The sequence below is a fragment of the Acidobacteriota bacterium genome (assembly GCA_030774055.1).
GTDB lineage: Bacteria > Acidobacteriota > Terriglobia > Terriglobales > Acidobacteriaceae > JACPNR01.
The window spans coordinates 36,151-60,708 of the sequence record JALYLW010000137.1 but is presented as its reverse complement, the minus strand read 5'-3'; the positions used below and the strand labels follow the sequence as shown (position 1 = coordinate 60,708).

The window sequence follows — 24,558 nt, the reverse complement described above, 5'->3', positions numbered from 1 at the left end:
GGTCATTGCAGCGGCTCCAGGCGCACGGGCGGGTGCACACTGCGCCGGCGCGAAAACAACATCGAGATTAAACCGACCAACTCCATGATCCCATACGGCAGCTGGTGAGCCGCGAACACCACCGGCGCCACGAACAGATATCGCGCGCCATGCCGAAAGGCCAGTTGAACGCCCACCGCGAGCAACGTCAACGCGTATGCTCCGGGGATCGCTGCGGCGGCCCACCATGCCGGCCGCCAGAAGAACCCGGTCGCAAGCGTCGCCAGCAGCGAAAGCACGAAGAACATGGGCATTGCATGGCGCCAGGTAAAGCAACCTTCATACATCACCCAGGAGCGCGCGTTCCACAACCCATTGAGCGCAGCTTGCCGGAAGAAACTCGCCAGCGTGGGCCGTGCGAAATACACGCTTCGGGTCTTGCGCGAGAGATATACCCGTCCGCCGGACATCCGTATCCTCGCATTCAGTTCGAAATCCTGGTGCCGCACCAGGTCTTCGCGATACAGGCCGACGCGCTCGAACACGCTTCGCCGGAACGCTCCGAACGGCACGGTGTCCACGTCGCGGTCCCCCCAGCCCAACCGGAAAGCGGATGGCCCGACGCCGAGCGGGTGCTGTCCGAAGAATGCGGTCGCCTGCGCCACAGTTGTCTGGCCGCTCGGGCGCGCGTCCGCGGGAAAACCCACGTTGTCCGCTCCCGTCCGCTCCAATTCCTCTACGCATGTTCGGGCGTAGGCAGGCGGGAACTCAGCATGCGCATCCATGCGAATGATGTACTGGCCCCGCGCGCGCCGAATGCCACGATTCATCGCGGTCGAAGGTATACGCTCGGGATTCGCCAGCGCCAGCACGTTGGCATGACGCGCGGCAAACTCCTCCGCGATCTCCCGAGAACCGTCCGTCGAGCCGCCATCCATCACCAACACCTCGTAACTGTTTGCGGGAAGATCGCTTTGCAGGATGCCCTCAAGGCAGGCGGCGAGGTAGGGTTTCTCGTTCCAGACAGGAATCACGATTGAGATCGAGACGGCTGGCGCACCGGCCGCTTGTGGGTCTTGGGAGATGGCCACTGCGGCGATTATAGCAATCGTTCCCGGCTAAGCTGCCCGATGTCGCAGCGGCAGTGGGATCTTCACGTCGCCCCGCGCGGCGATTTGGCAATACAATCAGGAGGGTCACGGAATCGAAGCGAGGTAGGACATGTGCGGCATCGCGGGCTTTCTCGAGCTGTCGACGCGACGCGCCCACCCGGAACTGGCGCACCTTGCGCGCACCATGGCAGACCGACTGCGCCACCGCGGCCCGGATGATTCAGCGGAATGGGCCGACCCAGCCACCGGGATGGCGTTCGGCCATCGCCGTCTCTCGATCCTTGATCTCTCGGCCGAAGGCCGGCAGCCGATGCTCTCCGCGGACGGCCGGTTCGTGATCTGCTACAACGGCGAGATCTACAACGTCGGCGACCTGCGACGGGAACTCGAGGCCAGTGGGTCTTCGCCGCAGTGGCGCGGCCACTCCGACACCGAGGTCCTGCTGGCGGCGATCTCTCAGTGGGGTGTCAAGGCAGCGATCCAGCGCGCGGTTGGGATGTTCGCGCTCGGCGTGTGGGATCGGCAGGAACGCACGCTGTGGCTGGTGCGCGACCGTATCGGAGAAAAGCCGCTGTACTACGGCTGGATCGGTTCGACGTTCCTGTTCGCATCAGAGCTGAAGGCACTGCAGGCTCATCCCGCGTGGCGGGCGGAGGTCGACCGCGGGGCCCTGGCTCTGTTCATGCGGCACGGCTACGTGCCGGCGCCGTACTCGATCTATGAGGGGATCTACAAGCTGCCGCCCGCGTCGCTGCTTTCGGTCCGCGCGGACGCCGGCCGTCAGGCGGCGAGTCCGGAGAAGTACTGGGACTTGCTCGAAGTAGCCACCGCCGGTTGCGAGCATCCGTATCCGGGCAGTCAGGCGGAGGCAGCCCAGCACCTGGAGCAACTTCTGCGGCGCGCGGTTCGCGGGCAAATGGTGGCCGACGTCCCACTGGGCGCGTTCCTTTCTGGCGGGATCGATTCCTCGACCATTGTGGCTCTCATGCAGGCTGAAAGCCGGCAGCCGGTTCGAACCTTTTCCGTGGGATTCCACGAATCCGGTTTCGACGAAGCCGCACGCGCCCGCGCCATCGCTGCTCACCTGGGCACGAACCACACCGAGCTCTACGTCACTCCCAAGGAGTGCCGGGAAGTGATCCCGCATCTGGCGGAGTTCTACGACGAGCCCTTCGCCGACTCGTCGCAGGTGCCAACGTTCCTGATCGCGAAGCTTGCGCGGCAGTCCGTAACCGTGGGCTTATCGGGCGACGGTGGCGACGAAGTCTTCGGTGGCTACAACCGCTACCTGTGGGCACGTCGCATCTGGCAGATCAGCCGCGGACTGCCATTGAGCGCGCGACGTGCCACTCGCAAGGCACTCGAACGCATCCCGCCCAGCGCGTGGGACTCGGTGATCGGCACCGTTGGTGGTCTGCTGGGCAAGCGCGTCCAGCACCCAGCGGATAAGGTGCAAAAACTGGCTCGCATCATCGAACAGCCTGACCCGGACGCGATGTACCGCGAGTTGGTGTCCCATTGGGACGATCCCAACCTGGTGCTGGATGCCACCCCACACCCGACGACGCTGTCCGATCCCGCTGCACTCGTTTCCATCGCTGATTCTACTCAGCGCATGATGTGTCGAGACGCGCTTACCTACTTGCCGGACGACGTCTTGGTCAAGGTCGACCGTGCCGCCATGGCAGTGTCGCTGGAAACACGCATCCCGTATCTAGACCACCGGGTCGTCGAGTTTGCTTGGACGCTTCCGCTAGGAATGAAGATTGCCGGCAACACTGGGAAGATCCTGCTGCGGCAAGTTTTGTACCGCTACGTTCCCGAGGAGTTGCTGGATCAGCCGAAGATGGGCTTTGGAGTCCCCATCGGCGCCTGGTTGCGCGGCCCGCTACGCGCGTGGGCGGAAGGTCTCCTGGACGAGCGGCGACTGGCGGAGGAAGGATTTTTCGACCCTGCGCCGATCGTTAAGAAGTGGCGCGAGCATCTCGAGGGTGTGCACGCTTGGGAGTCTCAGCTGTGGAACGCGCTGATGTTTCAGTCCTGGCTGGCATCCCAGCGTGCCGGGGCGGTCCCGGAAATAGCCGCACGTGCCTGACAATCTCTGCGAGTGGGCAACCACATCGGTTTAGGCGCTGTGGAGGTTTGCGGGGGGCGTCGCCGCTTGTCCCTGCTGGTTTCCCCGCGCGGCCAGATATGCATCCGCTGTCGCTTGCAGCCCTTCGTGCAGCGTGCAAGGTGGAGTCCAGTGGAGCATCTGCCGGATGCCGGCGCTGTTCACCCGCAGTGACTTCAACAACCGTTCCGCCTCTTCTTGACGGCGCAACAGGGCTGCGACCGCCTCCAGCAGAAGCGGCGGGAACGGAATCAGTCTACTGCGACGCCCCAGAGACTTCGCCAAGAACGCGATGAGGTCAGGGGTAGAGACATCATCCCCATCGCTGACCAGGAACGTGCGGCCCGCAGCGGCCGGATGCTGCAAACACGCTCGGATCGCGTCGCACAAGTTGGTAACGTATATGAAGCTGCGCTGGTTCTTTACCGAGGCAAAGGGGAGGGGGAAACCCCGGTCGATGATCTTCAACAGGCGCATGAAGTTCCCCGGGGCGCCCGGTCCATAGACCAGAGGGGCCCGAAGCACCACAACCTCCAAGCCGGTCCGCTGCGCCGTTTGCCACAAGGCTTCTTCGGCTTGCCATTTAGAAATGCCGTAAAAGCCGCTCGGCTTGGGAACGTCAGACTCGGTAAATGCGAATCCCTTAGTCCGCTCTCCATTGACCTTGATGGAACTCATATAAACGAGCCGGCGCACCCCGGCTTCGGCAGCCATCATCGCCAGGCGGGAGGTCCCTTCGCTGTTGACCTGGTGGAAAGCGGAAGCGGGATCGGGGTGGTACTCGCGCATGACATGGACACGGGCTGCAAGGTGAACCACGGCATCCACGTCACGCAAGGCTTCCTTCCAGTCCGTTGCTCCGTCCACCGAGGGGATGGGTACCGTTTCCGTCCCCGGAAACGCAGAACCAGAACGGATGGCCGCTCGCACCGAGCAGCCGCTCTGCAGCAGATGCTCGCAGAGCGCGCGACCGATGAATCCATTTGCTCCCGTGACTAGAACCTTCATCTTTATGATCTACGATCTTCAATTCGATCGCTGTGCTGGAATACCGTTGCAACGTGCAAGTATAGCTCGGCTGAGTTGGACGAAAGCGCGGGCGCGACCGCCGCTCCCCGAGCTTCAGCCCTGCGATTGACACCACCGCCGCGCAGGACCATACTTCTATTCCCCCCAGCTCCCCCAGGATTCTGCGGTGTCGAGGTGAAGAGTGTCCCGAGGCGTTCGCACTCATACTTCTGTGTCCCCTGGTCTCCTCTTACTGGTCTTTGTGCTGAGCCTTCTTCTGCCGCTGTCTTCTTCCGCGCAGAAGGGCCGGGTGGAAGGCGATCCCGACGCGACGAACGCGAACCCCAAGGCTGGCCACAAGGACGATCCGGCGGCTCGCGCGGCGTGGTTCATGCGCGGCCGTACAGTGAAGGGTGAGATTCCTGCGACGCTTCTCCACCGCGCCTTCCGGCAGAAGATTCGGATGCGGCAGGCGGCGCAACAGGCGGCGCAACAAGCAGCGCAACAGGCAGCGCTGGGTCAGAGTGCTTCCTCCGGCACCACCTCCGCGGTCGCCCCCGGCGGCGGCCAGCCCATGACGCAGCCACAGCCGGTGTGGCAGAACCTCGGGCCGACGCCGATCACGGGAATGGGACAGTCCGGCGATGCCAGCGGCCGCATCACCGCCGTCACCATGGACCAGAACGATGCCACCGGCAACACCGTCTACATCACCGGCGCCGGTGGCGGTGCGTGGCGGTCCACCAACGCGGCCAATCCGAGTCCCGCGCTCGTCACCTGGGCGCCGCTTTTTGACACCGATCCCGCCGCCGCCACGCTCACCACCAACGCCATCGCGCTCCAGCCCGGCAACAGCAACCTTATCCTGGTCGGCACCGGCGAACCGAACAACGCCGGCGATTCCTACTACGGCATGGGGATCATGCGCTCCACCGACCACGGCGCCAGCTGGACGCTCATCACCTCCGCTGATTCCGGCGCGAATTCCTTCCGTGGCATGGGCGTGAGCAAGATCGCCTTCAGCACCGCGAATACCAACCTTGTCATCGCCGGCTTCTCCAACACCCCGCTGGGGTCCAGTCTGAATGCGGGTAGCAGCACCGCGCAGGGCATCTATTACTCCATCGACGCCGGCGCCACCTGGCACAAGGCTACTTCTCCCGAGACCATCTTCGGCTCGGTCAGCGACGTGGTCTACAACGCGAGCTTGGGAAAGTTCTTCGCCGCGCTTAGGAAAGAGGGTTTCTACTCCTCCACCGACGGGATCAATTGGACGCGCCTGGCGTTCCAGCCCGTCAGTTTCACTGCTAACTGCAACACTTCTGCCACCTGCGACATGCTGCGCGGCCAGCTCACCGTCCGCCCCGGCAGCGCTGACATGTATGCCTGGGCCGTCGGCAGTAACGGAACGACCAACCGCGGTATCTCGAAGACGGTGAATGGAGGCACCAGTGCATGGACTGTGCTCGCCGTTACCGGCATCACGAGCTGCGGTGACCCGCAGAGCCAAGGCTGCGGCACCGGCCAGGGCTTCTACGATCTCTACCTCTCGGCCGTTCCCAACGGGACGGGAACCGATCTCTACGCCGGCGCGGTCAACCTCTACAAGTGCAACATTCCCCTCGGTCAGGCCGGCACATTGTGCGGTACCACCATGGCCGGCGCGACCGTCAATAAATGGCTGAACCTCACGCACGTCTACGGCTTCAACTCGTGCAATGCGGGCTACCACTCGATCCATCCCGACCAGCACGGCATCGATTTTCTGCAGAGCAATCCGCAGATCATCTACTTCGGCAACGATGGCGGCGCCTACCGCACTTTGAACAGCGCCGGCATGACAGTCATCGCCTGCACCGCCGCGACCTCCAACCCGTTCGATGATCTGAACACATCGACCCTGGGTTCGCTCAGTCAGTTCGTCTCTTTTTCGCAGCATCCCACCGATGCCAACATACTTCTCGGGGGCACGCAGGATAACGGCTCACCCGCGATCGCTCCCGGGCAGAGCAATCCGTCGCTCGATCCACCCAAGTGGTACGAGGCTTGGGGCGGGGACGGTGGCTTCAACGAGATCGATCAGACGAATCCGAACAACTGGTACGTCACCAACACCGACGTCACCATCCAGCAGTGTACCGGCGGCACGGACTGCATCGAGCTGCTCGGGTTCAATCAGATCGTCGGCAGCGCGCAGGTCGGTGGTGACCATGGCGCGTTCTATACGCCCTACATCCTCGATCCCGCCGACCAGACCAAGATCATCGTGGGTACCTGCCGCGTCTGGCGCGGCCCGAACACTTCGGCCGGCTGGCCGGCAAGCGCTCTAAGTCAGAATTTTGAGACCGGCGCAGGCGGTGTATGCAGCGGCAGCGAAGTCAACCTGGTGCGCTCGCTCGCTGCCGGCGGCACTCCCGTAAGCGGGGTGTCGCCTGTGATCTATGCCGGGACCGATGGCGGCTCCGGCTCCGGCGGCGGCCACATCTGGGTAACGACCAACGCGAACGCTGCGACGCCGACGTGGACCGACGGGACTGCGGCCATCAATCCCGGCAACTTCCCCATCTCGTTCGTCGCCATTGACCCTACCGATGCCACCGGCCAGACCGCCTACATCACCGTGATGGGCTTCACCGGCAATCCCAACGGTGCCGGCCACGTCTTCTACACTACGAACGCTGGCGGGAGCTGGACCGACGTCGGCATCGGCTTGCCCGATGCGCCAGCGGACGCGATCGCGATCGACCCCGATGATCACACCATCGTCTACGTGACTATGGACGTCGGTGTTTTTGTGCGACAGAGCGGCATCTGGACCGAACTTGGTACCGGACTACCGAACGTGACGCCGTTGTCGATGCGCATTTTCAAGAACGGCGCCGTAAAGAAGCTTCGTGTAGCCACATACGGTCGAGGTTTCTGGCAGACCGACCTAGCTGGCACGCCTCCTGCGACAGCGCCCACGGCCGTATCAGTTACGCCCAGCTCGGGCAGCGGCGCGAGCCAGACGTTTTCCCTGCTCTACTCGGATGCCAACGGCTTTGCCGACATTGCTCACGCCTACGTGTTGATCAACACCTCGGCAGCATGGGCCGGAGCCTGTGCGATGTATTACGACAGCGCCAGCAATTCGGTGTTCGTCAACCAAGGCAGCGGAGGCAGCTGGAGCGGCCCGCAAGTCATCGGGCAACCCGGAACGCTCTCCAGCGGTCAGTGCACGGTCGATGTGGGAGCGTCATCGGTTTCCGGGTCGGGCACCGACCTGACGGTGAACTTTGCCATCACCTTCCAGCCCGGTTTTACCGGTGCGAAGACGGTCTTCATGTACGTGGACGACCAGGGTGGCCTGGCACCCTCCGGTTGGCAGACACGCGGCACCTGGACTCCCACCAGCTCTGCGACCGCGCCCACGGCCGTATCAGTTACGCCCAGCTCGGGCAGCGGCGCGAGCCAGACGTTTTCCCTGCTCTATTCGGATGCCAACGGCTTTGCCGACATTGCTCACGCCTACGTATTGATCAATAGCTCGGCGGCGTGGGCGGGCGCCTGCGCCATGTATTACGACAGCGCCAGCAACTCGGTGTTCCTCAACCAGGGCAGCGGCGGCAGCTGGAGTGGCCCGCTAGTCATCGGGCAGCCCGGAACGCTCTCCAGCAGCCAGTGCACGGTCAACATAGGAGCGTCATCGGTTTCCGGGTCGGGCCCCGACCTGACGGTGAACTTTGCCATCACCTTCCAGCCGGCGTTCGTAGGTGCGAAGACGGTCTTCATGTACGTGGACGATCAGGGTGGTCTGGCGACCCCCGGTTGGCAGACGCGCGGCACGTGGGTACCGGGTAATGCGGCGCCGCCCACGGCGGTCTCGGTGACGCCCAGTTCGGGCAGCGGCGCCAGCCAGACCTTCAGCTTCCTGTACACAGACGCCGACGGCTTTGCCGACATTGCGCACGGCTACGTGATGTTCAACACCGCGGTGGGTTGGGCCGGCGCCTGCGCCATGTATTACGACAACGCCAGCAACTCGGTGTTCGTCAACCAGGGGAGCGGTGCCAGCTGGAGCGGTCCGCAAGTCATCGGGACGCCGGGAACGCTCTCTAGCGGTCAGTGCACGGTCAACGTCGGAACCTCGTCGGTCTCGAAGTCGGGTAACAACCTGACGGTGAATCTTGCTATCACCTTCCAGCCCGGTTTTACGGGTGCGAAGACGGTCTTCATGTATGTGGATGACAATGAGGGGCACGGCTCCGGCTGGCAGACGCGCGGCAGCTGGACAGCGCCCTAGGACGAACGTCAGCCTTGTGTGTTGGTCAACGATCAGGGATGGTGGACCATTGTGCGCGCGAGGAACTCCTCGTACATCGCGCGCAGGCCCGCCTCGAGGCTGATGCGCGCGTGCCACCCGAGCCGCTGCAGGCGCGAGACATCGAGCAACTTGCGAGGCGTTCCGTCGGGCCGCGACGCGTCGAACACGACCCGACCCTGATATCCAACGATGGTGCGGATGCGTTCGGCCAGCTCGCGGATGGTCAGGTCCTCGCCCGTCCCGATATTGATAAGCGGCGGTCGGTCATCGGCTCGCACCAACTCATCGAAGTGGTCGTCCGGAAGCGACATCAAGAAGAGGCACGCGTCGGCGAGATCGTCGCTGGACATGAACTCGCGCCGCGGCGTGCCGGTGCCCCAGAGCACGACCTGGTCGTCTCCATTGATCTTGGCCTGGTGGATCCTCCCCAACACTCCTGGGATGACGTGCGAATTCTCCGGATCGAAGTTGTCACCGCGCCCGTAGAGGTTGCAGGGCATCGGGCATAGGAACCGGGTGCCGTACTCCCGATTCAGCGATGCGCACATCTCCACGCCGGCGATCTTGGCGATGGCATAGGCGCGGTTCGTCGGCTCGAGCGGCCCGGTCAACAGGTACTCTTCCTTGATCGGCTGTGGCGCAAGCTGCGGATAGATGCAGCTGGAACCGAGGAACAGCAGCCGCCGGACGCCCGCTTTCCACGCCGCGCGGATCACGTTCAGCTCGATCGCCAGGTTCTCGGTGATGAACTCCGCCGGGTAAGTGTTGTTGGCGACGACGCCGCCGACGCGCGCTGCCGCCATGACCACGTACTCCGGCTGCTCGCGATGGAAGAACTCTTCTACCGCGGCAGGGGCGATGAGATCGAGTTCGGCATGGGTACGCAGCAGCAGGTTCTCAAAACCGGCTTCCGACAGGCGCCGCGTGATAGCCGAGCCCACCAGCCCGCGATGCCCTGCCACGTAGATCCTTGCGCTTTTATTCATTTGCATCGGGGAACACTCTGTCGCACCAGGTGAAGCCGTCTAGCGGGTCGTCTCGGCGCGCGCGAAGCTGACATATCCGCTTCGCCGGGCCAGCGCTTCCCGCTCGGCGTGTTTCAGGTCCGCGGCCGCCATCTCCTCGACCAGCTGCGGGAAGGTCACCTTCGGCCGCCACCCCAGCTTCGTTCGCGCCTTGGTGGCGTCGCCGAGGAGCGACTCTACTTCCGCCGGGCGCATGTACCGGGGATCGATCGCGACGATCACGCGACCCTTCTCGTCCACCCCCTGCTCGCCCAATCCGGAACCGCGCCACGTCAACTTCATGCCCAACGCCGCTGCGCTGGCCTCGACGAACTCGCGCACGCTGTGTTGTTCCCCGGTCGCGATAACGTAGTCATCCGGCTTATCCTGCTGCAGCATAAGCCACTGCATCTCGACGTAGTCGCGCGCGTGCCCCCAATCGCGACGCGCCTCAAGGTTTCCTAGGTATAGGCATTCCTCCAACCCGACCTTGATTCGCGCCAGTCCGCGCGTCACCTTGCGGCTGACGAATGTCTCGCCTCGAACCGGCGACTCGTGGTTGAACAAGATCCCATTGCAGGCGAACAGTGAGTAGGCCTCGCGGTAGTTGATCGTGATCCAATGGGCGTAAAGCTTGGCCACGCCGTAAGGCGACCGCGGGTGGAACGGGGTCGACTCCGTCTGCGGCGCTTCTCGCACCATGCCGAACAGCTCGGACGTGGACGCCTGGTAAAAGCGCGTCTTGTCCTTGAGGCCCAGGATCCGGATCGCCTCCAGCATGCGGAGGGTGCCCAGGGCGTCCACGTCGGCGGTGTACTCCGGCTCCTCGAATGACACGCCGACATGGCTCTGCGCCGCCAGGTTATAGATCTCGTCGGGCTCAGTGTCTTTGATCGTCCGCAACAAGCTGGTCGCGTCGCTCATGTCGCCGTAGTGCAGGTGGAAGTGGCTGTTCTGCACGTGCGGGTCCTCGTACAGGTGGTCGATGCGATCGGTGTTGAACAATGAGGTGCGCCGCTTGATACCGTGCACCTGGTAACCCTTCTTCAGCAGGAACTCGGCGAGATAGGCGCCGTCCTGGCCGGTGACACCCGTGATTACAGCGACCTTCGTCATGTTGGACTATTGCAACCCTTCTTTACGGCTTGCGGAGATGCGCTTAAAAACAACAATAACATCGTTCGCGCCGCCACGTAAGGTCTCCGGACCCCGCTCCACGGAATGCATTCCCTGTCGGCCTCACACACGCGGCCGCTGCCAAAATTGCGGTGCACGGCTCATCAGCTTCTGAACCCAAAACACGATCGGGTTTCGCAGCTGGATGCCGTTCTTGACAGCCGCGCGCCGGATGGCGACATTCTGCTGCCAGATGGTCGACCACTTTGCGTTGGAGACACCCCCGAGAAGCATCCTTACGAGGACCTCGGGAAGATACGTGGTTCGAATCCCTTCCTGGCTCAGCAAACGGAACATCAATTCCACGTCTGCCGCAAGCGGATAGTCAAGGTCGAACGATCCGAAACGCCGGTAAAGGTCGTTGCGCACGAAGAAGGCCGAGTGGGGTGGAAACCATCCTTCGCGCAGAAGAGCAGGAGTGAACGGCCGCGACTTCCAATAGCGCACCACCCGCGACGGATCATCACGACCGACGAAGACGACTTCGCCGTAGCATGCATCACAGCCGCCCTCTTCGAAGGCTTGCACAACGCGCGCAATAACATCGTCATGAGCATAAACATCGTCGGAATTCAGGATGCCGACGATCTCCCCTTTCGCCAGCCCGATCCCTTTATTCATGGCGTCGTAAATACCGCCATCCCGCTCGCTGATCAGCTTGTTCACTCTGGTGCCGCTGCGACGAACGATCGCGACGGTCTCATCGCTCGAAGCCCCGTCGATCACGATGTGTTCCAGGTCAGGGTAGGTCTGAGCAGCCACGGAGCGAAGCGTTGCCTCGATCGTGGAAGCGCTGTTGAAGCAGACCGTGATGATTGAGACCTTCATGATGATGGGATGACCCTTTCAGGGTGGAGCGACTCGCGAAGCCGGAAGGTATCACCTGGTCGGTTGCTTGTGGATTTCGGCTGGTGACCCGCTGTCCGCGGCGCTCGTCGTTTCGGGGGAGCGCAAGTTGCGAGCGGGCGCTTCCAGCACCTTGACCTGTGGCTTTTCCGCACCATCTGGTTGGGCGCGGTTGAAAACGATCTCCCGCAGGATGTTGAGGTAGAGCCGCGCCGTTGCCGCGCGCGGCCGGCGGGCTTGCACCGCGGTGGAAGGCGCCGCCCGATACCGGCTGTTTATCGTCCCGATCTCTGATTGCGGGTCCCTGATGCAGAGGCTCGCGAGACGGAGCAGCATGTCGGCTGCCAAGATGCCCTTCAGCGCAGCGGTGTGCAACCATCCGTGACACCTGCGGTCAAAGTAAAGGCGGCTGCGGTTGTACTCCAGCAGCATCCGGTCGGAAGCGGTGCGCGTGCTCTGTCCGCCGAAGTGCACCACGCGTCCCTCCGGCAAGTAGTACACGCCAAAACCGTGTTGGTGGAGGCGGTAGCAGAACTCCGCTTCCTCGGAGTACATGAACATCCGATCGTCGAGCATGCCCACCTTCTCGAGCGCGGAACGCCGGACCATGAGGCAGGCCCCGAGCAGGAAATCCACCGGAGTCACGGCCTTGAGTTCGGTCAGCACGGCAAGGTTCCTGGACGAGAGCTTGGGCAAGAGCCGGCTGCGGCTGATCCTGTCGCGAACCCATCGCCGGTCGAGACGCAGCAGGTGCCCGAAATCTTTGAGGAGTGTCGGGAAGCCAAAATACGTAGGCTGCAAGGAGCCGTCCTCGTTCAGCACGCGGCACCCGCACGCCCCGGCAGAGACTTTCTCATCCATGAAGCGGACCATGCGGTCGATGGCGTTATCGAGCACCAAGGTGTCCGGATTCAGCAGTAGCAGGTACTCGCCTTGCGCGGCAGCGATGCCCTGGTTGTTGGCATGAGAAAAACCACCATTCACTTCGCTCTGGATCCAGCGCACCTGCGGAAAGCGGGCCGGCACGACCTTCGCGGTGTCGTCCGGCGACGCATTGTCCACCACGATCACCTCGTAGCCGGTCTGTGTCGGGGCCGCATACACCGACTCCAGGCACCCTATGAGGTAGTCCCGGCAGTTGTAGCTGACGATGATGATGCTTACGCGCACCGCTCCCACACACTCCTCCGCGTCCTGATCGCTAAAACAACGACCACAATCTGATGATACCTTAGGCGTCGATCGCTCGTACCACGACTAGTCCAAGGCAAAACTCGCTGGTGAGGGTCTTGCGCGGGGGAGCAAGGAATCGAGCAACGCTAGTCGAGCAGCCCTAGCAAGTAACGCCCATAGCTGCTCTTGCTGAACTCTTCTGCTATGGCGCGCAGCTGCTGGGCATCGATGTATCCCAGCCGATAGGCGATCTCCTCGGGGCACGCAATCTTAAAGCCCTGGCGCTTTTCCAACGTCTGGATGAACGACGAAGCTTCGAGCATCGAATCATGCGTTCCCATGTCGAGCCACGCCATGCCGCGGCCCAAGGTCACGACCTGGAGTTCCCCACGCTCGAGGTAGAGGCGGTTCAGGTCGGTGATCTCCAACTCGCCACGATTCGACGGCCGCAAGGTCTTGGCTAACTTCACCACATGCTCGTCGTAGAAGTACAAGCCGGTGACGGCGTACCGCGACTTGGGATGCTTGGGCTTCTCTTCGAGGCTGATCGCCCGACCATCGGCGCCGAACTCAACCACGCCGTAGGTGCTCGCATCCTGCACGGGATACGCGAACACGATCGACCCGCGCGTGAGCCCCGCCGCTTGGCGAACGCTCTGCGCCAGATCGTGGCCGAAGAAGATATTGTCACCCAACACCAGTGCCGAACGCTGGTCACCAATGAACTTCTCGCCGATCAGGAACGCTTGCGCCAGCCCCTCGGGCCGCGGCTGTTCCGCGTAAGCGATCTGGATGCCCCACTGCGAGCCGTCGCCGAGCAGCTGCCGGAAACGGGGCAGATCCGACGGCGTCGAGATAAGTAGGAGTTCGCGGATACCGGCCAGCATCAGCGTGGTCAGCGGGTAATAGACCATCGGCTTGTCGTACACCGGGATCAGCTGCTTGGAGATGGCGAGGGTCGCGGGGTACAACCGGGTGCCGGAACCACCGGCCAGGATTATGCCGCGCATGATCCAGCAGGCTTCACGCAGAGGTGGGAGGGCTCGATGACGATCACAATGCTCATCTCAGGCACGGCTTCCCGGACCATCGGGCATCGCCGCGCTGCGCGCCGGCCGATAGACCGGCAAATGTTCCGGCGCGACTGCGGCCAGACACGGATATGCCGAATCTCTTGCAGAGAGTAGCGGCTCCCGCAATGGCCAGTCAAGCCGGAGGGCCGGATCGCTCCATAGGATCCCGTGCTCATCCTCCGGATGGTAGAAGTCGCTGCACTGATAGAGGAAGTCGGCAGAGTCGGAGAGCACCTGGAAGCCATGGGCGAAACCGGCAGGAACGTAGATCTGTAAGCGGTTCTCGGCGGAAAGGATCACCTGGAACGCTTTGCCGAAGGTCGGCGAGCCGCGACGGATGTCCACCGCTACATCCACTACTTCGCCATGTGCAACGCGGCACAGCTTCGCCTGCGGATGAACAAGCTGGTAGTGCAGCCCGCGTAACGTGCCGCGGACGGAGTGTGATTGATTGGCCTGGACGAAGTTATCGCTGATGCCGGCCTCGCGCAGGCGATCGGCGCGATAGGTCTCCAGGAAGAAGCCGCGCGCGTCCTCGAAGACCTTGGGCTCGAGCAGCAGAACGCCAGGCAGATCAGTTGTTCGCGTTAGCAACGATTATTCTCTCCGCTGAGGTGTCGACGGCGCCGCACACCTGGCGCATGACCGAGCCCAGCTGCTCGCGCCAGCCGGGAAGCTCGACCCCGAATGTCTTCCGCACCTTGTCGTTCGCGAGCACCGAATTGGCGGGTCGACAGGCGCGCGTGGGAAATTCCGCCGAAGCGATCGGCGTGATGCGCCGCACGGCGAGCGAGGGATTCCCTTGCGCGCGCCGGAACTCTTCAACGATCGCTTCGGCGAAACCGAACCAGCTCGTGGATCCGGCTGCGCTAAGATGATAGACGCCTTGCCGCTCGCGCAGCTTGGCGATCAGGTCGCCACTCTTCAGCGTAGCGAGAATGGCCGCCGTGCCCGCCGCGATCATGCGCGACCATGTCGGTGCTCCGACCTGGTCGGTGACGACGCGTATCTCCTCGCGCGACCGCGCCAGCTCCAAGATACGCAGCATGAAGTTGTTTCCCTGAGCTGCGTACACCCACGAGGTCCGCAGCACCAGGTAGGCCGCGCCGCTCGCCGCCAGCGCCTTCTCGCCTTCCAGCTTGGTCCTTCCGTAGACGTTCAGCGGGCCCGTGGAATCCGATTCTACGTAGGCTCCTGCCTTCCCGCCGTCGAACACGTAGTCGGTGGAGTAGTGAACGACCCCTGCGCCCAACTTCTTCGCTTCGGCGCCGATCACGGCGAGCGCGTCGCGGTTGATGCGCGTCGCCATTTCCGGTTCATCCTCTGCTCGATCCACTTGCGTGTACGCGGCGGCGTTCACGATCAGCGCCGGGGCCAACTTGCGCAGGACGCTGCCCAGGGCATCGGCGTTGGAGAGGTCCGCTTCGGCGCGTCCCAGCGGCACGACCTCGCCGGCCGCCGCCAGCGTGCGCTGCAGCTGGCTTCCAACCTGCCCATCTTTGCCTAATAGGACGATCCGCATCGGAGTTGTTTGCGCCCGGGCTAGCCCAGCGCTCCGGAATACTGCGTCTTAATCCACTCCTTGAACTCACCCCCGGTAACGTCTTGCAGCCAGTGATAGTTATCGAGGTACCACTTTACCGTAGTGCGTACGCCGGACGCGAATGTCTCGTTCGGCTGCCAGCCGGTCTCACGCTGCAGCTTGGAACAGTCGATGGCATACCGCCGGTCGTGGCCGGGGCGATCCTTGACGAACTGAATCAGGCGCTCGTTCGGCGCGCCCGCGGGGCGGAGCTCGTCGAACACACGGCAGATCGTGCGCACAACCTCGAGGTTCGTTTTCTCCGTCTTACCGCCAACGTTATACGTCTCCCCGATACGTCCTTGCCGCAGCACCAGCCGGATCGCATCGCAGTGGTCGATCACGTAGAGCCAGTCGCGCACATTCAGACCGTCGCCGTAAACCGGCAGCGGCAGCCCGCGCATCAGCTGGGTGATGACCAGCGGGATCAGTTTCTCCGGGAGCTGGCGCGGACCGTAATTATTCGAGCAGTTCGTGATCGTGACCGGCAGGCCGTAGGTGTGGAGGAACGCGCGCGCCAGGTGGTCCGAGGCCGCCTTCGAAGCCGCGTAAGGGCTGTTTGGGGCGAACGCTGTCGTCTCCGTGAAGGCCGCGTCGGTGGGACCGAGCGATCCGTATACCTCGTCGGTCGAAATGTGGACAAAGCGGAAGCGCTCGCGGTCCGCGGGCGCCAGCTCATCGCAGTAACGGCGCGCTTGTTCCAGCAAGCGGAACGTGCCGCGGATGTTCGTCTGGATGAACGATTCCGGATCCACGATCGACCGGTCAACGTGACTCTCCGCCGCGAAGTGGACGATCGCCCGCGGCTTATGCTGCTGCAGGAGCCCGCGCACCAGTTCCGCATCGTTGATGTCGCCACGCACGAAGGTATGCGCCGCGCCCTCCGCGATCGGACGAAGGTTCGCCATGTGGCCCGCATAAGTGAGCGAGTCGAGGTTCACGACCGCGGCGCTCTCGCTCTCCAGCCAGCGCAACACGAAGTTCGACCCGATGAAGCCCGCGCCGCCCGTCACCAAGATGCAGTCTTGCATTCCCCTGATTCTTCCCTTCAAGCCGCAGCTCCCGCTCGGCGTCCTGGCCCAGCCTGCTGTCTGGATCCGTGAAGGTCAGACACTACGAAGGTGTGCTTTCGTGGGCTACCAGTTTCTGTTGTACCTTGTAACACAGCTCGGCCCCGCGGAAGTCACGCACTCACTCGGCGTGCTGCAGTGTGCGCGCACATGACAATCTTCATCGGGCGCGCTCCACGTAGGGTCCGTGCTTGCGCGCGGTGTAGTCCACCACGCCCCGCGCGATGGCCCGATAACTGGCCAGTGGATCCGGGTCCAGAAAGCCAATGAAGAAGAGCCGGAGGGTTAAGGCGATCACCGACTTGAGAACAAACCCCGGGAATTCCAGGAAGTACCGTTCCGCCATGTACAGGAAGTTTCGGTACATGTAGTAGCGCCGAACCGGCGAGTGAAGGGCGTAGTACCTGCGAGCGACGCGCGGCAGATCGAGGGAGTCGCCCAGTTCGTGCTGCATCAATGCGGCCGGCACGCGATGCACCGCATAACCAGCGCGACGGAGGCGCAGACAGAAATCGAAATCGATGTAGTCCACGAAGAAACCCTCGTCATATAGCCCGATCTCATCGAACAGGCTGACGCGCACGAGGTTCCCAGAGGTGATCGCGTAGGTGGTCGCCCCGCCCACCACGCCTTTCCCGCTGCTGTTCGTGGTGATCCGCGGTGTTAGACACACTCGGCTCGGATCCTCATCGACCGCTGCCCGATACGCCTCGATCAGGGAACCATCCACCACACTGTCCTGGTCCATGGTCAGCAGCCAGGTGCATCCGATCTGTCGCGCGCGCTGCACTCCGCGATTCAAAGCGCATCCAACGCCCCGGTTCTCTCCCAATCGCTCGACGGTGATACGCGGCTCCCGCTCCAGCGACGCCAGGACATCAAGCGACTCCGCATTCGAGCCGTTGTCCACGATGTGAACGTGCCCAACCTGCCTTCGGAGCGCGTCCGCGGTCTGCCTGGTTTTCTCGAACCCGTTGTAACTGACGACGACCGCCAGCACGTCCTCGAGATTCATGCGCCCTGGCGGTCGGACTGGAGCGGGTTCCTCGGCGATGATCACGTCGCCACTCCCGCTGCCAATCGGGGCTGATCGAATCCCTGCTGGAAGGTGGAGAGGTAGGGCAGCAGACCGACGAAAAAGAGGGTGTCGAATGACCCCAGGTAGGGATCGGAATACGCACCAACGAGCAAACAACCGAGCGCAATGATCAGTCCGAACGGGATAGCCGATCCATCCTTGAATCGCCGCAACAGCTTGAGAACGAACCAAAGGTAGATGGAAAACAGTGCCAGGAGAAACGTCGCCCCCACCAGCCCCGTGTTGAAGAGCAGGGTGTGGTAAGTCAGTTCGTATGTCCAGGGCCGTTGCGAGTTCCGCAGGTAGCCAGCATACCCACCGAAACCCACTCCGAGGATCGGCGATTCCATGAAGCCGTTGATCAAGTACGGCGCCAAGATCGTTCGCTCGTCCTTTGACGAGAAAGCGTACTTGAGATGTTCCACGGACGGAATATCCAATGCATCGTCCGGGAGTATGAACAACATGCTCAGCCCGATGACACCTGCGGCGGCGTAAGCGAGTAGAAAACGCCTTCGGCCTGCCTTCATCAAACCATAGCCGCCCGTAAGCCGAGACAGCAGAAGAACCGCGAACGGCGTGAAGGCGACCAGAAGCCACAACGCCCGCCGACCCGATATCGCCACCAGGATGAGCGACAGCACCAGCGCAAGCTTCGTGAGGATGGAGTTGGCCTTGGAGTCGCCTTCGTCAGTCCGGAACTGCATCGACAGGAGGTACGGTGCGATAAGGAACATGGCGCCGATATTGTGACTGCTTATCACGATCAAGTTGTCACCGATCCCGAACTTCATGGAGAGTTCCTGCCGCATGTCTTCTGAGATCAGACCCGCGTGGTTGATCTCACCATAGAGCCCCACAAAATTAATGATGGGGATCAGGATGCCGGCGATGACCATCGCGGCGTGAATGAGCCGCAGCGATGGCCCCACCCGGAGAAGCGTGTAGAGGACCACAAAAGCGGCGCTCCAAACAACGTAGAGCCTCAAGGCGTCGGTAGCGCCCTCAGCAAAGTTGTCAGGGTGAAGCAACCCTATGACCGCCCACACCGCAGCCGCCAGGCCGAGCCACAGATAGAACAACACTAGCCGGCGATAGACGACAACCTGGGGCCTCCTCAGCGTGATGGACAACAGGGAGGCGATAAGGAACAGCAGCAAGAAGAGGAGCTTGATGGCGACGTAGGAACGAAGCAGCGTCGCCATGGACGCAACGAACATTACGGCCGTCACGGTGGGCCATCGCTCCAGCGCGATAAAGCTTTTCAACTTCATCTGTTCTGCTACTTATGCCAGGCGGGACTTAAGAGGTAGAACTTAAGCAGCCGCAGACGGGCCACAAAATCGGGGTCTTCCCTGGCCTGCTCCAGGGCCTGGGCAAGAAATGCCACGGCAATCGCCACCAGCAAGGCCAGCAGGGTCACGGCCAACACAATGATGCTGCGTTTTGGCCATGAGCGAATCTCGGGCGGCACAGCCTTGTCCAACTGCTGCACCATGACGGGGTCTCGGCCTTCATCGATTCGCGCGAGCTCATATTCTTTCCACAGCAGGTCGAGCAGCGCCTCTTGATACTTCACCTCGCGCACCTTCCGGGCATACTCCAGTCCGGCGGCCGGCACGGTTCCCAGGGGCACTTCTGCGACACCTGCATATCCCCTTTGGCCGGATTCCAGCTTCGCCGCCTGCGCGCGCAACGCAGCCAGCTCCTGCTGGGCACGCTGTAGCTCCGGGTTCTCGGGGGCGGCATACGAGCGCATAGCCTGGAGGGCAACTTCCTTGGCGGCCAACCGCGCGCGCGTCGACGCCAGCGCTTCGATCATCGATTTGGACTGCTCGCTCAACAGGATGAGACCGGTCTTCTCTTGTGTCTCCTTCAGGGACTGCTCCGCCACTACCAGGTCCTCCCTGGACTTCTTCATTGACGCCTCAAAAAACAATCGTCGCTTCGACGCCTCTGATACGGCCAGGGTCTTGAACAGTTTCGACAGTTCATCCGTATACCCATTGGCGAGATCTGCGGCCCGCCGGGGATCGCGATCGGTCACCGAGATCGAGATCACGCCGTCTTTCCCGCTCATGATCATCGTCGCGGCCGCCAACCTGAGGCGGGCTTGCTCATGCAATTCCACCTTGTACACCTGGAGCAGAGAAAAGCGATCGATCAGCGCGTCTCCCACGGTGCGGCTTTGCAGCATCGTGGCGTAAAGATCGCTCCGCGCCTGGCCCATGCCAGACAAGGTATCCAGACTGACTCCCTGGCTCAACAGTCCCAGATTCAACGACTGGCGTTGCTCCGGCGGCATGATCTGCGCCTTGGCGGTGTAGGTCTTGGGTAATAGGAGGGAGAAGATTGCGGCCAAGATAGCGGCGGCCCCTACAAACTTGAGGATGAACGACTTCCGTCTTGCCAGAATGATCAACGGCTCGAGGAAGGATACGCCCGCTTCTTCGCCGCTAGACACCACGGCCACCGGCTCTTCGGCGACCCTAAACTTTTGTTCCGCTTTTTCGGGTTTTCCCATGGACTCCTAGATTCGCAATGAGAATCCCGGCGCGTAGCTGCTGTGCAAGTACGTCTCGCAAGGGTTCAATTTCGCCAAGCCTCAAAGTTCAGTAAAGATCGATCAGGTCAGGCGAATTTGCCAGAATCACCTGCACAAGCGGAGACCACCGATTCAAGGTTTCTGCGGAGTACAACAATAATCTCGTTCTGATTCTGCTCGAAATGCTCAGCATGAAAACCGCCGAGATAGGTTTGGGCGCGTGTAAAGAAATCGAACAGCGCCTGCCTGTCCCATACATGGAAGTGGATGCTATAGTTCGTGGCGACCATTTCCTGCACCCACTTTGCAGCTTTCTCTCCGCTAAACTTGTTGACCAGCGTTGCCCACTCCCAGTAATGCTGCTCGCGGCTCCACTCGGGGCCTTCCTTGTCATCCCGGACCAGATGCTCAAACGGCGTGACCGGCCGCTCACTGTCAAACGTCTGCGTCTTTTCAGGGATGGCATAGTAAAGTACGCCACCAATCTTGAGTTTAGATGAATGGTTGCGAATTGTCCCGAGAGGATTCTGACAATGCTCCAGCATGTGATTAGCAATGACAAAATCTAAGCTGGCGGGGGCGAGGCTAGATAACACTTCTCCATCATCCACCGCTTCAACGTTGGCGATGCGTCTCCACTTGAGCTCGGGATACCGCTTGCGGAGCTGGGCAGTAGTCTGATAGTCCACGTAGCGAACGCGAGACTTGCTGCCTACGGGCAATGCCCGCTGTAAAGCGCCGATTTCGATGCCTTCGCCGGCAAGGAACTGATCGCTGACCCTGCGCCGCGCGGCGCGGAACTCGAAGTGGCGCCGGGTTCTGGCTAGCAACGACAACCGGAGTTCCTCCCGCTGTTACAAGCTAGCATTGTTTATAAGCGACTCGTTGATGCGCACGATCATCTCGGCGGCCCGCCCCGGCGTCAGCTCAGCCACGTATTCGACGCCCACCCGCCCCATCTCGGCGGCAAGGACTGGATCTCGGAACAGACGGCAAACCGCATCCGCGATCTGTTGCGGCGAGCTTCCGTCGATGATGAACCCAGTCTTCCCGTCGAGGATGGCATCAGAAACACCGCCCGCATTGCCGCCAATCACAGGTTTGCCGTTCGCACTGGCCTCCAAAAAGACGGTGGGACACCCCTCGGTTTCGCGGGTTTTCGGCAGGAAACGGTGAGGCATCACGAAAACGTCAGAGATCTGGTAGAGGCACGCGAGCTCTCGGTCGTCGACCCCGCCCAAAAACAGGACGTGGTCCTGAAGACCGGCTTGGGATACGTGGTGGCGTAGAGTCTCCTCCTCGGGCCCTTGGCCCACAATCACATACCGAGTCTCCGGGAACGACTGCAAGATCTGGGGCAGCGCCTCAACCACCGAAGCATGCCCTTTGCGGTTTACCAACCGGCCAACGGTCAACAAGACACGATTGCCCTGCAAGCCGTGTCGGCGACGAACGGTTTCGATCTCATCGGCGCTCGCAACGATGACCTTTTCCAGGCCGACACTAGGCAGAACCTTGTGAATGCGCTGGGGCTGAACTCCCCGCTCGACGAGCAAGTCACGCGTGTAGTCGCAGACGGTGACCACCGCACCCGCGTTTCGCAGGATCCGAAGATAAAGAAAGTAGTGTATGGGCCGGGTGCTCAGATACGTGATCTCCTCGGCGTAAGTGTACACCAGGTAAGGAACGCCCAGGATCCGGTTCGCGACCAGCGCCGCCAACCCAGCGACGTTGTGCTCCCCGACGTGCACGACCTGCGGCGCCTCCCGCAGGATCAACCAAAAGGCAGCAACTGGCCAGAGGACATATTCCAGGAGACGACGCAGTTTGCCCACATCGTAGGCCTTCGCTACATGGATGATGAATCTGTGCCTGACGACGCGCTGGGGAAGCCCGCGGTCAAATGCCGGGGCGTGCTCCGGCTCTGCATCCGCGGTCTGCACGACCACGCTGTGCGGTGGCAGATGAGACACGATCGAGGACAGGTACTGGGAAGAACCAGCGGCGGCAGGCGGCGGAAAGCTCGCTGCGACAAGCAATATCTTCAAGAAAGCACCGACGCTCGCTGCAGGTTCATTTCCGCGAGCCAGCGGACGGTCCTTGCAAGGCCTTCTTCCAGCGAAACCTCTGGAGCGAACCCGATCTTGCGGATCTTAGAGATGTCCGCGTACCAGCGAAGCACCTCGCCCGGAAGTGGCTCGCCGCTGGGAGAGATGGGGATATCGGGCTGTCCCATCAAGCCCGCAACTTTCCGGGCCAGGTCGATGACCTTGACCGCGATCCCGCTGCCAAGATTGTAGTTCTCGCCCGGTTCCCCATGAGTAGCGATCCGAACCAGACCCCGAACAGCATCATCTATATACAGGTAGTCCCGGACCTGCGTGCCGTCTCCCAGAATCGAAAGCTCCGAGGGATTGTTCCGTAAGCGCTGCACCAGGTCGTAGATCACAAAGCGATTCATCCCTATGCCGTAAACGCTGAACATTCTCGCTACCTTCACATTGAGTCCGTACGATCGGTGATAGGCCGCGGCATAGGCTTCGCCGGTCGCTTTGCCGGCCGCATAAGGGGAGGTCGGACGAACATAGGCCGTCTCGGACAGGGGCGATCTGCTGCTCGGGTCGAAGACGGAGCCCGTCGAGGGAAAGATCACCTGGCAATCCGCCTTACGCACGGACTCCAGAACCTCGAACCAGGCGCAAACACCATCCTCAAAGTCGGCTCTTGGGCTGTGCACGGAGCGTGGAACGCTCCCCCCAGCAGCCAGATGAAATACTACCGTATGCTTGTCGAGCAGGTCGTCCAGCACTCCCTGCCGTGTCACATCCAGGACGTGTGCAGGACAACCAAGGTCCGGCAGTGGCCGCCGGCTGACAGCCACCACTTCCCTCGCTGTCCCTTTCAAATATTGGACCAGGGCGCTGCCGATGAAGCCACCTGCGCCGGTGACTACTGCTCTTTGAATGGACCTTTCCATCAGTTATACGGAAATGCCTAACTCCTTGATCTTCACCACGCGTCCATCATCGAGGCTGTAGACCTCCAGGTCTTCGATCGCTTTCAAGTTTGTCTGGAAATCTGCGAAGGTCAGCCTGCCGGCACGATCATGGGCTTCACGAAACTGGGAACGACGGTAGGCATCGGCAGGGGCGACGGGCAGATCCCCGGCCAGATCGTCGCGCACAAACAGCGCGTTATTGCCGGCCCGGTTCGAACCCACCAGCGAATACCCCTTCCGTCGTCCCAGGGCGTGGAGAGCTGCAAGCGAAGCACCGTAATAGAGGTGCGAGAAGTGCGCCTCTCTCCGCGTAAACGACGGAGTATAAGGGATCGTCACTCGCGCAGACCGGCCGAACAGGCTGTTGTACTCGCAAACCAAGATCCTGGGGGAAACGCAGTCGATGGCTTCCCACACCCAATAATCGTTCCCGTCAATGTCGATGGAAAGCAGGCCGATGTCGCCACTGATGCCATGTTGGGTCAGTAGCTCGTTTATATTCTCACGCGTCACAAACGAGCATTCTGCTTTCAGATTGTAGCCCCAGTAGATAGGGTCTCTGCGAATGAAGGCGACGTTCTCTGCGCTGCCATCCATGACCAGACCCGACCACTGCCGATTGACCAGAAGAAACCGGGTATTGGACTCGAGATAATTCTCCACCCCAAATTCCACGAACACTTTGTTTGCGATCGGGACCTTGTTCAGCAGAAACTCGATCAGCCCGTCCTCCCCCCATTGGGAGAACACGCGGAATTCCGCGTCGTTCAGTGTTGCCGGGGGCTGGGTGGCCAGCTGGCGGGCCTCGATCCGACCGAGTGCCTCCTGGACCCGTTGCAGACGCCGATGGTTGTCGCTGATGGTGGCGATCACCCGCCGAAGCCTCTGGACGATTGTCATGTCTAGATTTCGCGGATTCGAACCGCCGGAATACCCGCCACTATAGTGTAATCAGGAACATCTTTGGTCACCACCGCATTGGCTCCCACGATCGCGTTCCTTCCGACCGTGACACCGGGCAGGATGACCGCTCCGATCCCGATCCAACAGCCGGAGCGCAGCAGGACTGCACCCTTGAACGAGTCTCCCTGCTGCACGATGGGAAGATCCCGGTCGCCGAAGTTGTGATCTGCATCGCTGATGTAGACGCGATCGGCGATCAGCACGTGGTCTTCCAACACCACTTGCTGCCAGGCGTTGATGTGCGCGAAACGCCCGATGTAGGTCCCGCTTCCGATCACCAGCGACGGTCCGCCGTCGCTGCGTCTTCCTTTGCTGTTGAGCCACGAGTACTCACGGATGAGCACGTTGTCGCCAACCTGGATGCCGCCAGGGCCGACCACCGTCGCCGGTGGCCGGATACGCGATCTCTTGCCCCAACTCGCGACTCTGCGGCCGATCATCCAGCTGTAGAGCAACGTCATCACACGCGAGAACAATGTCCAAGTCCTCCTTCGAGGGCTACGGCTTCGCGCAGTCGTTGGTCGTTGGCGTCATG

General features: G+C 61.8%; 20 protein-coding genes. 2 read left to right on the top strand and 18 right to left on the bottom strand.

Annotated elements, in window-relative coordinates; translation table 11 throughout:
- Positions 1–2: 2 nt before the first annotated feature.
- The gene (locus M3P27_11535) at positions 3–1,070 is read right to left on the bottom strand and encodes a glycosyltransferase family 2 protein (protein MDP9268939.1); all 1,068 of its coding nucleotides are present in this window, start codon (positions 1,068–1,070) and stop codon (positions 3–5) included.
- Positions 1,071–1,200: 130 nt separating this feature from the next.
- On the opposite strand from M3P27_11535, the gene asnB reads away from it, so the two are divergent.
- Positions 1,201–3,186 (top strand): asparagine synthase (glutamine-hydrolyzing), encoded by a 1,986-nt coding sequence (gene asnB, locus M3P27_11530; GenBank protein ID MDP9268938.1) that lies wholly within the window; start codon positions 1,201–1,203, stop codon positions 3,184–3,186.
- Positions 3,187–3,216: 30 nt separating this feature from the next.
- Here the strand turns inward: asnB and M3P27_11525 are convergent, their stop codons facing one another.
- On the bottom strand, positions 3,217–4,212 hold the full coding sequence (locus tag M3P27_11525; GenBank protein ID MDP9268937.1) for an NAD-dependent epimerase/dehydratase family protein: 996 nt from the start codon (positions 4,210–4,212) through the stop codon (positions 3,217–3,219).
- 262 nt (positions 4,213–4,474) lie between these two features.
- On the opposite strand from M3P27_11525, the gene M3P27_11520 reads away from it, so the two are divergent.
- Positions 4,475–8,494 (top strand): hypothetical protein, encoded by a 4,020-nt coding sequence (locus M3P27_11520; GenBank protein MDP9268936.1) that lies wholly within the window; start codon positions 4,475–4,477, stop codon positions 8,492–8,494.
- Positions 8,495–8,526: 32 nt separating this feature from the next.
- Here the strand turns inward: M3P27_11520 and M3P27_11515 are convergent, their stop codons facing one another.
- From M3P27_11515 to M3P27_11440, 16 genes are all read right to left on the bottom strand, one after another.
- Entirely contained in the window at positions 8,527–9,501 is a 975-nt protein-coding gene (locus M3P27_11515) for a GDP-L-fucose synthase (protein ID MDP9268935.1), read from the bottom strand.
- Between the two features lie 39 nt (positions 9,502–9,540).
- Positions 9,541–10,635: a GDP-mannose 4,6-dehydratase gene (gene gmd, locus M3P27_11510; protein ID MDP9268934.1), complete on the bottom strand. Its 1,095-nt coding sequence runs from the start codon at positions 10,633–10,635 to the stop codon at positions 9,541–9,543.
- Positions 10,636–10,758: 123 nt separating this feature from the next.
- Complete coding sequence (locus M3P27_11505; GenBank protein MDP9268933.1) at positions 10,759–11,523, bottom strand: glycosyltransferase; 765 nt, start codon at positions 11,521–11,523, stop codon at positions 10,759–10,761.
- A 51-nt stretch (positions 11,524–11,574) separates the two neighbouring features.
- The gene (locus tag M3P27_11500; GenBank protein MDP9268932.1) at positions 11,575–12,711 is read right to left on the bottom strand and encodes a glycosyltransferase family 2 protein; all 1,137 of its coding nucleotides are present in this window, start codon (positions 12,709–12,711) and stop codon (positions 11,575–11,577) included.
- Between the two features lie 149 nt (positions 12,712–12,860).
- Positions 12,861–13,724 carry a glucose-1-phosphate thymidylyltransferase RfbA gene (gene rfbA / locus M3P27_11495; protein MDP9268931.1) on the bottom strand — a complete coding sequence of 288 codons (864 nt, stop codon included), beginning with the start codon at positions 13,722–13,724 and terminating at the stop codon, positions 12,861–12,863.
- A 57-nt stretch (positions 13,725–13,781) separates the two neighbouring features.
- Positions 13,782–14,381, bottom strand: a complete 600-nt coding sequence (gene rfbC, locus M3P27_11490) for a dTDP-4-dehydrorhamnose 3,5-epimerase (protein ID MDP9268930.1) — start codon at positions 14,379–14,381, stop codon at positions 13,782–13,784.
- Positions 14,362–15,309: a dTDP-4-dehydrorhamnose reductase gene (gene rfbD / locus M3P27_11485; protein ID MDP9268929.1), complete on the bottom strand. Its 948-nt coding sequence runs from the start codon at positions 15,307–15,309 to the stop codon at positions 14,362–14,364. The genes rfbC and rfbD overlap by 20 nt, the downstream gene beginning before the upstream one ends.
- A gap of 20 nt (positions 15,310–15,329) precedes the next feature.
- Positions 15,330–16,400, bottom strand: a complete 1,071-nt coding sequence (rfbB, locus tag M3P27_11480; protein MDP9268928.1) for a dTDP-glucose 4,6-dehydratase — start codon at positions 16,398–16,400, stop codon at positions 15,330–15,332.
- 199 nt (positions 16,401–16,599) lie between these two features.
- Positions 16,600–17,499 carry a glycosyltransferase family 2 protein gene (locus M3P27_11475; GenBank protein MDP9268927.1) on the bottom strand — a complete coding sequence of 300 codons (900 nt, stop codon included), beginning with the start codon at positions 17,497–17,499 and terminating at the stop codon, positions 16,600–16,602.
- Entirely contained in the window at positions 17,496–18,791 is a 1,296-nt protein-coding gene (locus tag M3P27_11470; protein ID MDP9268926.1) for a hypothetical protein, read from the bottom strand. The genes M3P27_11475 and M3P27_11470 overlap by 4 nt, the downstream gene beginning before the upstream one ends.
- Before the next feature lie 8 nt (positions 18,792–18,799).
- Positions 18,800–20,041, bottom strand: a complete 1,242-nt coding sequence (locus M3P27_11465) for a Wzz/FepE/Etk N-terminal domain-containing protein (protein ID MDP9268925.1) — start codon at positions 20,039–20,041, stop codon at positions 18,800–18,802.
- Between the two features lie 107 nt (positions 20,042–20,148).
- On the bottom strand, positions 20,149–20,898 hold the full coding sequence (locus tag M3P27_11460; protein MDP9268924.1) for a class I SAM-dependent methyltransferase: 750 nt from the start codon (positions 20,896–20,898) through the stop codon (positions 20,149–20,151).
- Positions 20,899–20,916: 18 nt separating this feature from the next.
- Positions 20,917–22,110, bottom strand: coding sequence for a glycosyltransferase family 4 protein (locus M3P27_11455; GenBank protein ID MDP9268923.1), 1,194 nt, complete (start codon positions 22,108–22,110; stop codon positions 20,917–20,919).
- Positions 22,107–23,039 (bottom strand): NAD-dependent epimerase/dehydratase family protein, encoded by a 933-nt coding sequence (locus M3P27_11450; GenBank protein MDP9268922.1) that lies wholly within the window; start codon positions 23,037–23,039, stop codon positions 22,107–22,109. The genes M3P27_11455 and M3P27_11450 overlap by 4 nt, the downstream gene beginning before the upstream one ends.
- 3 nt (positions 23,040–23,042) lie before the next feature.
- Positions 23,043–23,933, bottom strand: a complete 891-nt coding sequence (locus M3P27_11445; GenBank protein ID MDP9268921.1) for a hypothetical protein — start codon at positions 23,931–23,933, stop codon at positions 23,043–23,045.
- A gap of 29 nt (positions 23,934–23,962) precedes the next feature.
- Entirely contained in the window at positions 23,963–24,499 is a 537-nt protein-coding gene (locus M3P27_11440) for an acyltransferase (GenBank protein ID MDP9268920.1), read from the bottom strand.
- Positions 24,500–24,558: the final 59 nt, after the last annotated feature.

Excerpts from the sequence above, each read along its gene's own strand:
- M3P27_11525 (MDP9268937.1), bottom strand. The coding sequence starts at position 4,212 with ATGAAGGTTCTAGTCACGGGAGCAAATGGATTCATCGGTCGCGCGCTC.
- rfbB (MDP9268928.1), bottom strand. The coding sequence starts at position 16,400 with ATGCAAGACTGCATCTTGGTGACGGGCGGCGCGGGCTTCATCGGGTCG.
- M3P27_11450 (MDP9268922.1), bottom strand. The coding sequence starts at position 23,039 with ATGGAAAGGTCCATTCAAAGAGCAGTAGTCACCGGCGCAGGTGGCTTC.
- rfbA (MDP9268931.1), bottom strand. The coding sequence starts at position 13,724 with ATGCGCGGCATAATCCTGGCCGGTGGTTCCGGCACCCGGTTGTACCCC.
- M3P27_11470 (MDP9268926.1), bottom strand. The coding sequence starts at position 18,791 with ATGAAGTTGAAAAGCTTTATCGCGCTGGAGCGATGGCCCACCGTGACG.
- rfbD (MDP9268929.1), bottom strand. The coding sequence starts at position 15,309 with ATGCGGATCGTCCTATTAGGCAAAGATGGGCAGGTTGGAAGCCAGCTG.
- asnB (MDP9268938.1), top strand. The coding sequence starts at position 1,201 with ATGTGCGGCATCGCGGGCTTTCTCGAGCTGTCGACGCGACGCGCCCAC.
- M3P27_11505 (MDP9268933.1), bottom strand. The coding sequence starts at position 11,523 with ATGAAGGTCTCAATCATCACGGTCTGCTTCAACAGCGCTTCCACGATC.
- M3P27_11465 (MDP9268925.1), bottom strand. The coding sequence starts at position 20,041 with ATGGGAAAACCCGAAAAAGCGGAACAAAAGTTTAGGGTCGCCGAAGAG.
- M3P27_11515 (MDP9268935.1), bottom strand. The coding sequence starts at position 9,501 with ATGAATAAAAGCGCAAGGATCTACGTGGCAGGGCATCGCGGGCTGGTG.
- gmd (MDP9268934.1), bottom strand. The coding sequence starts at position 10,635 with ATGACGAAGGTCGCTGTAATCACGGGTGTCACCGGCCAGGACGGCGCC.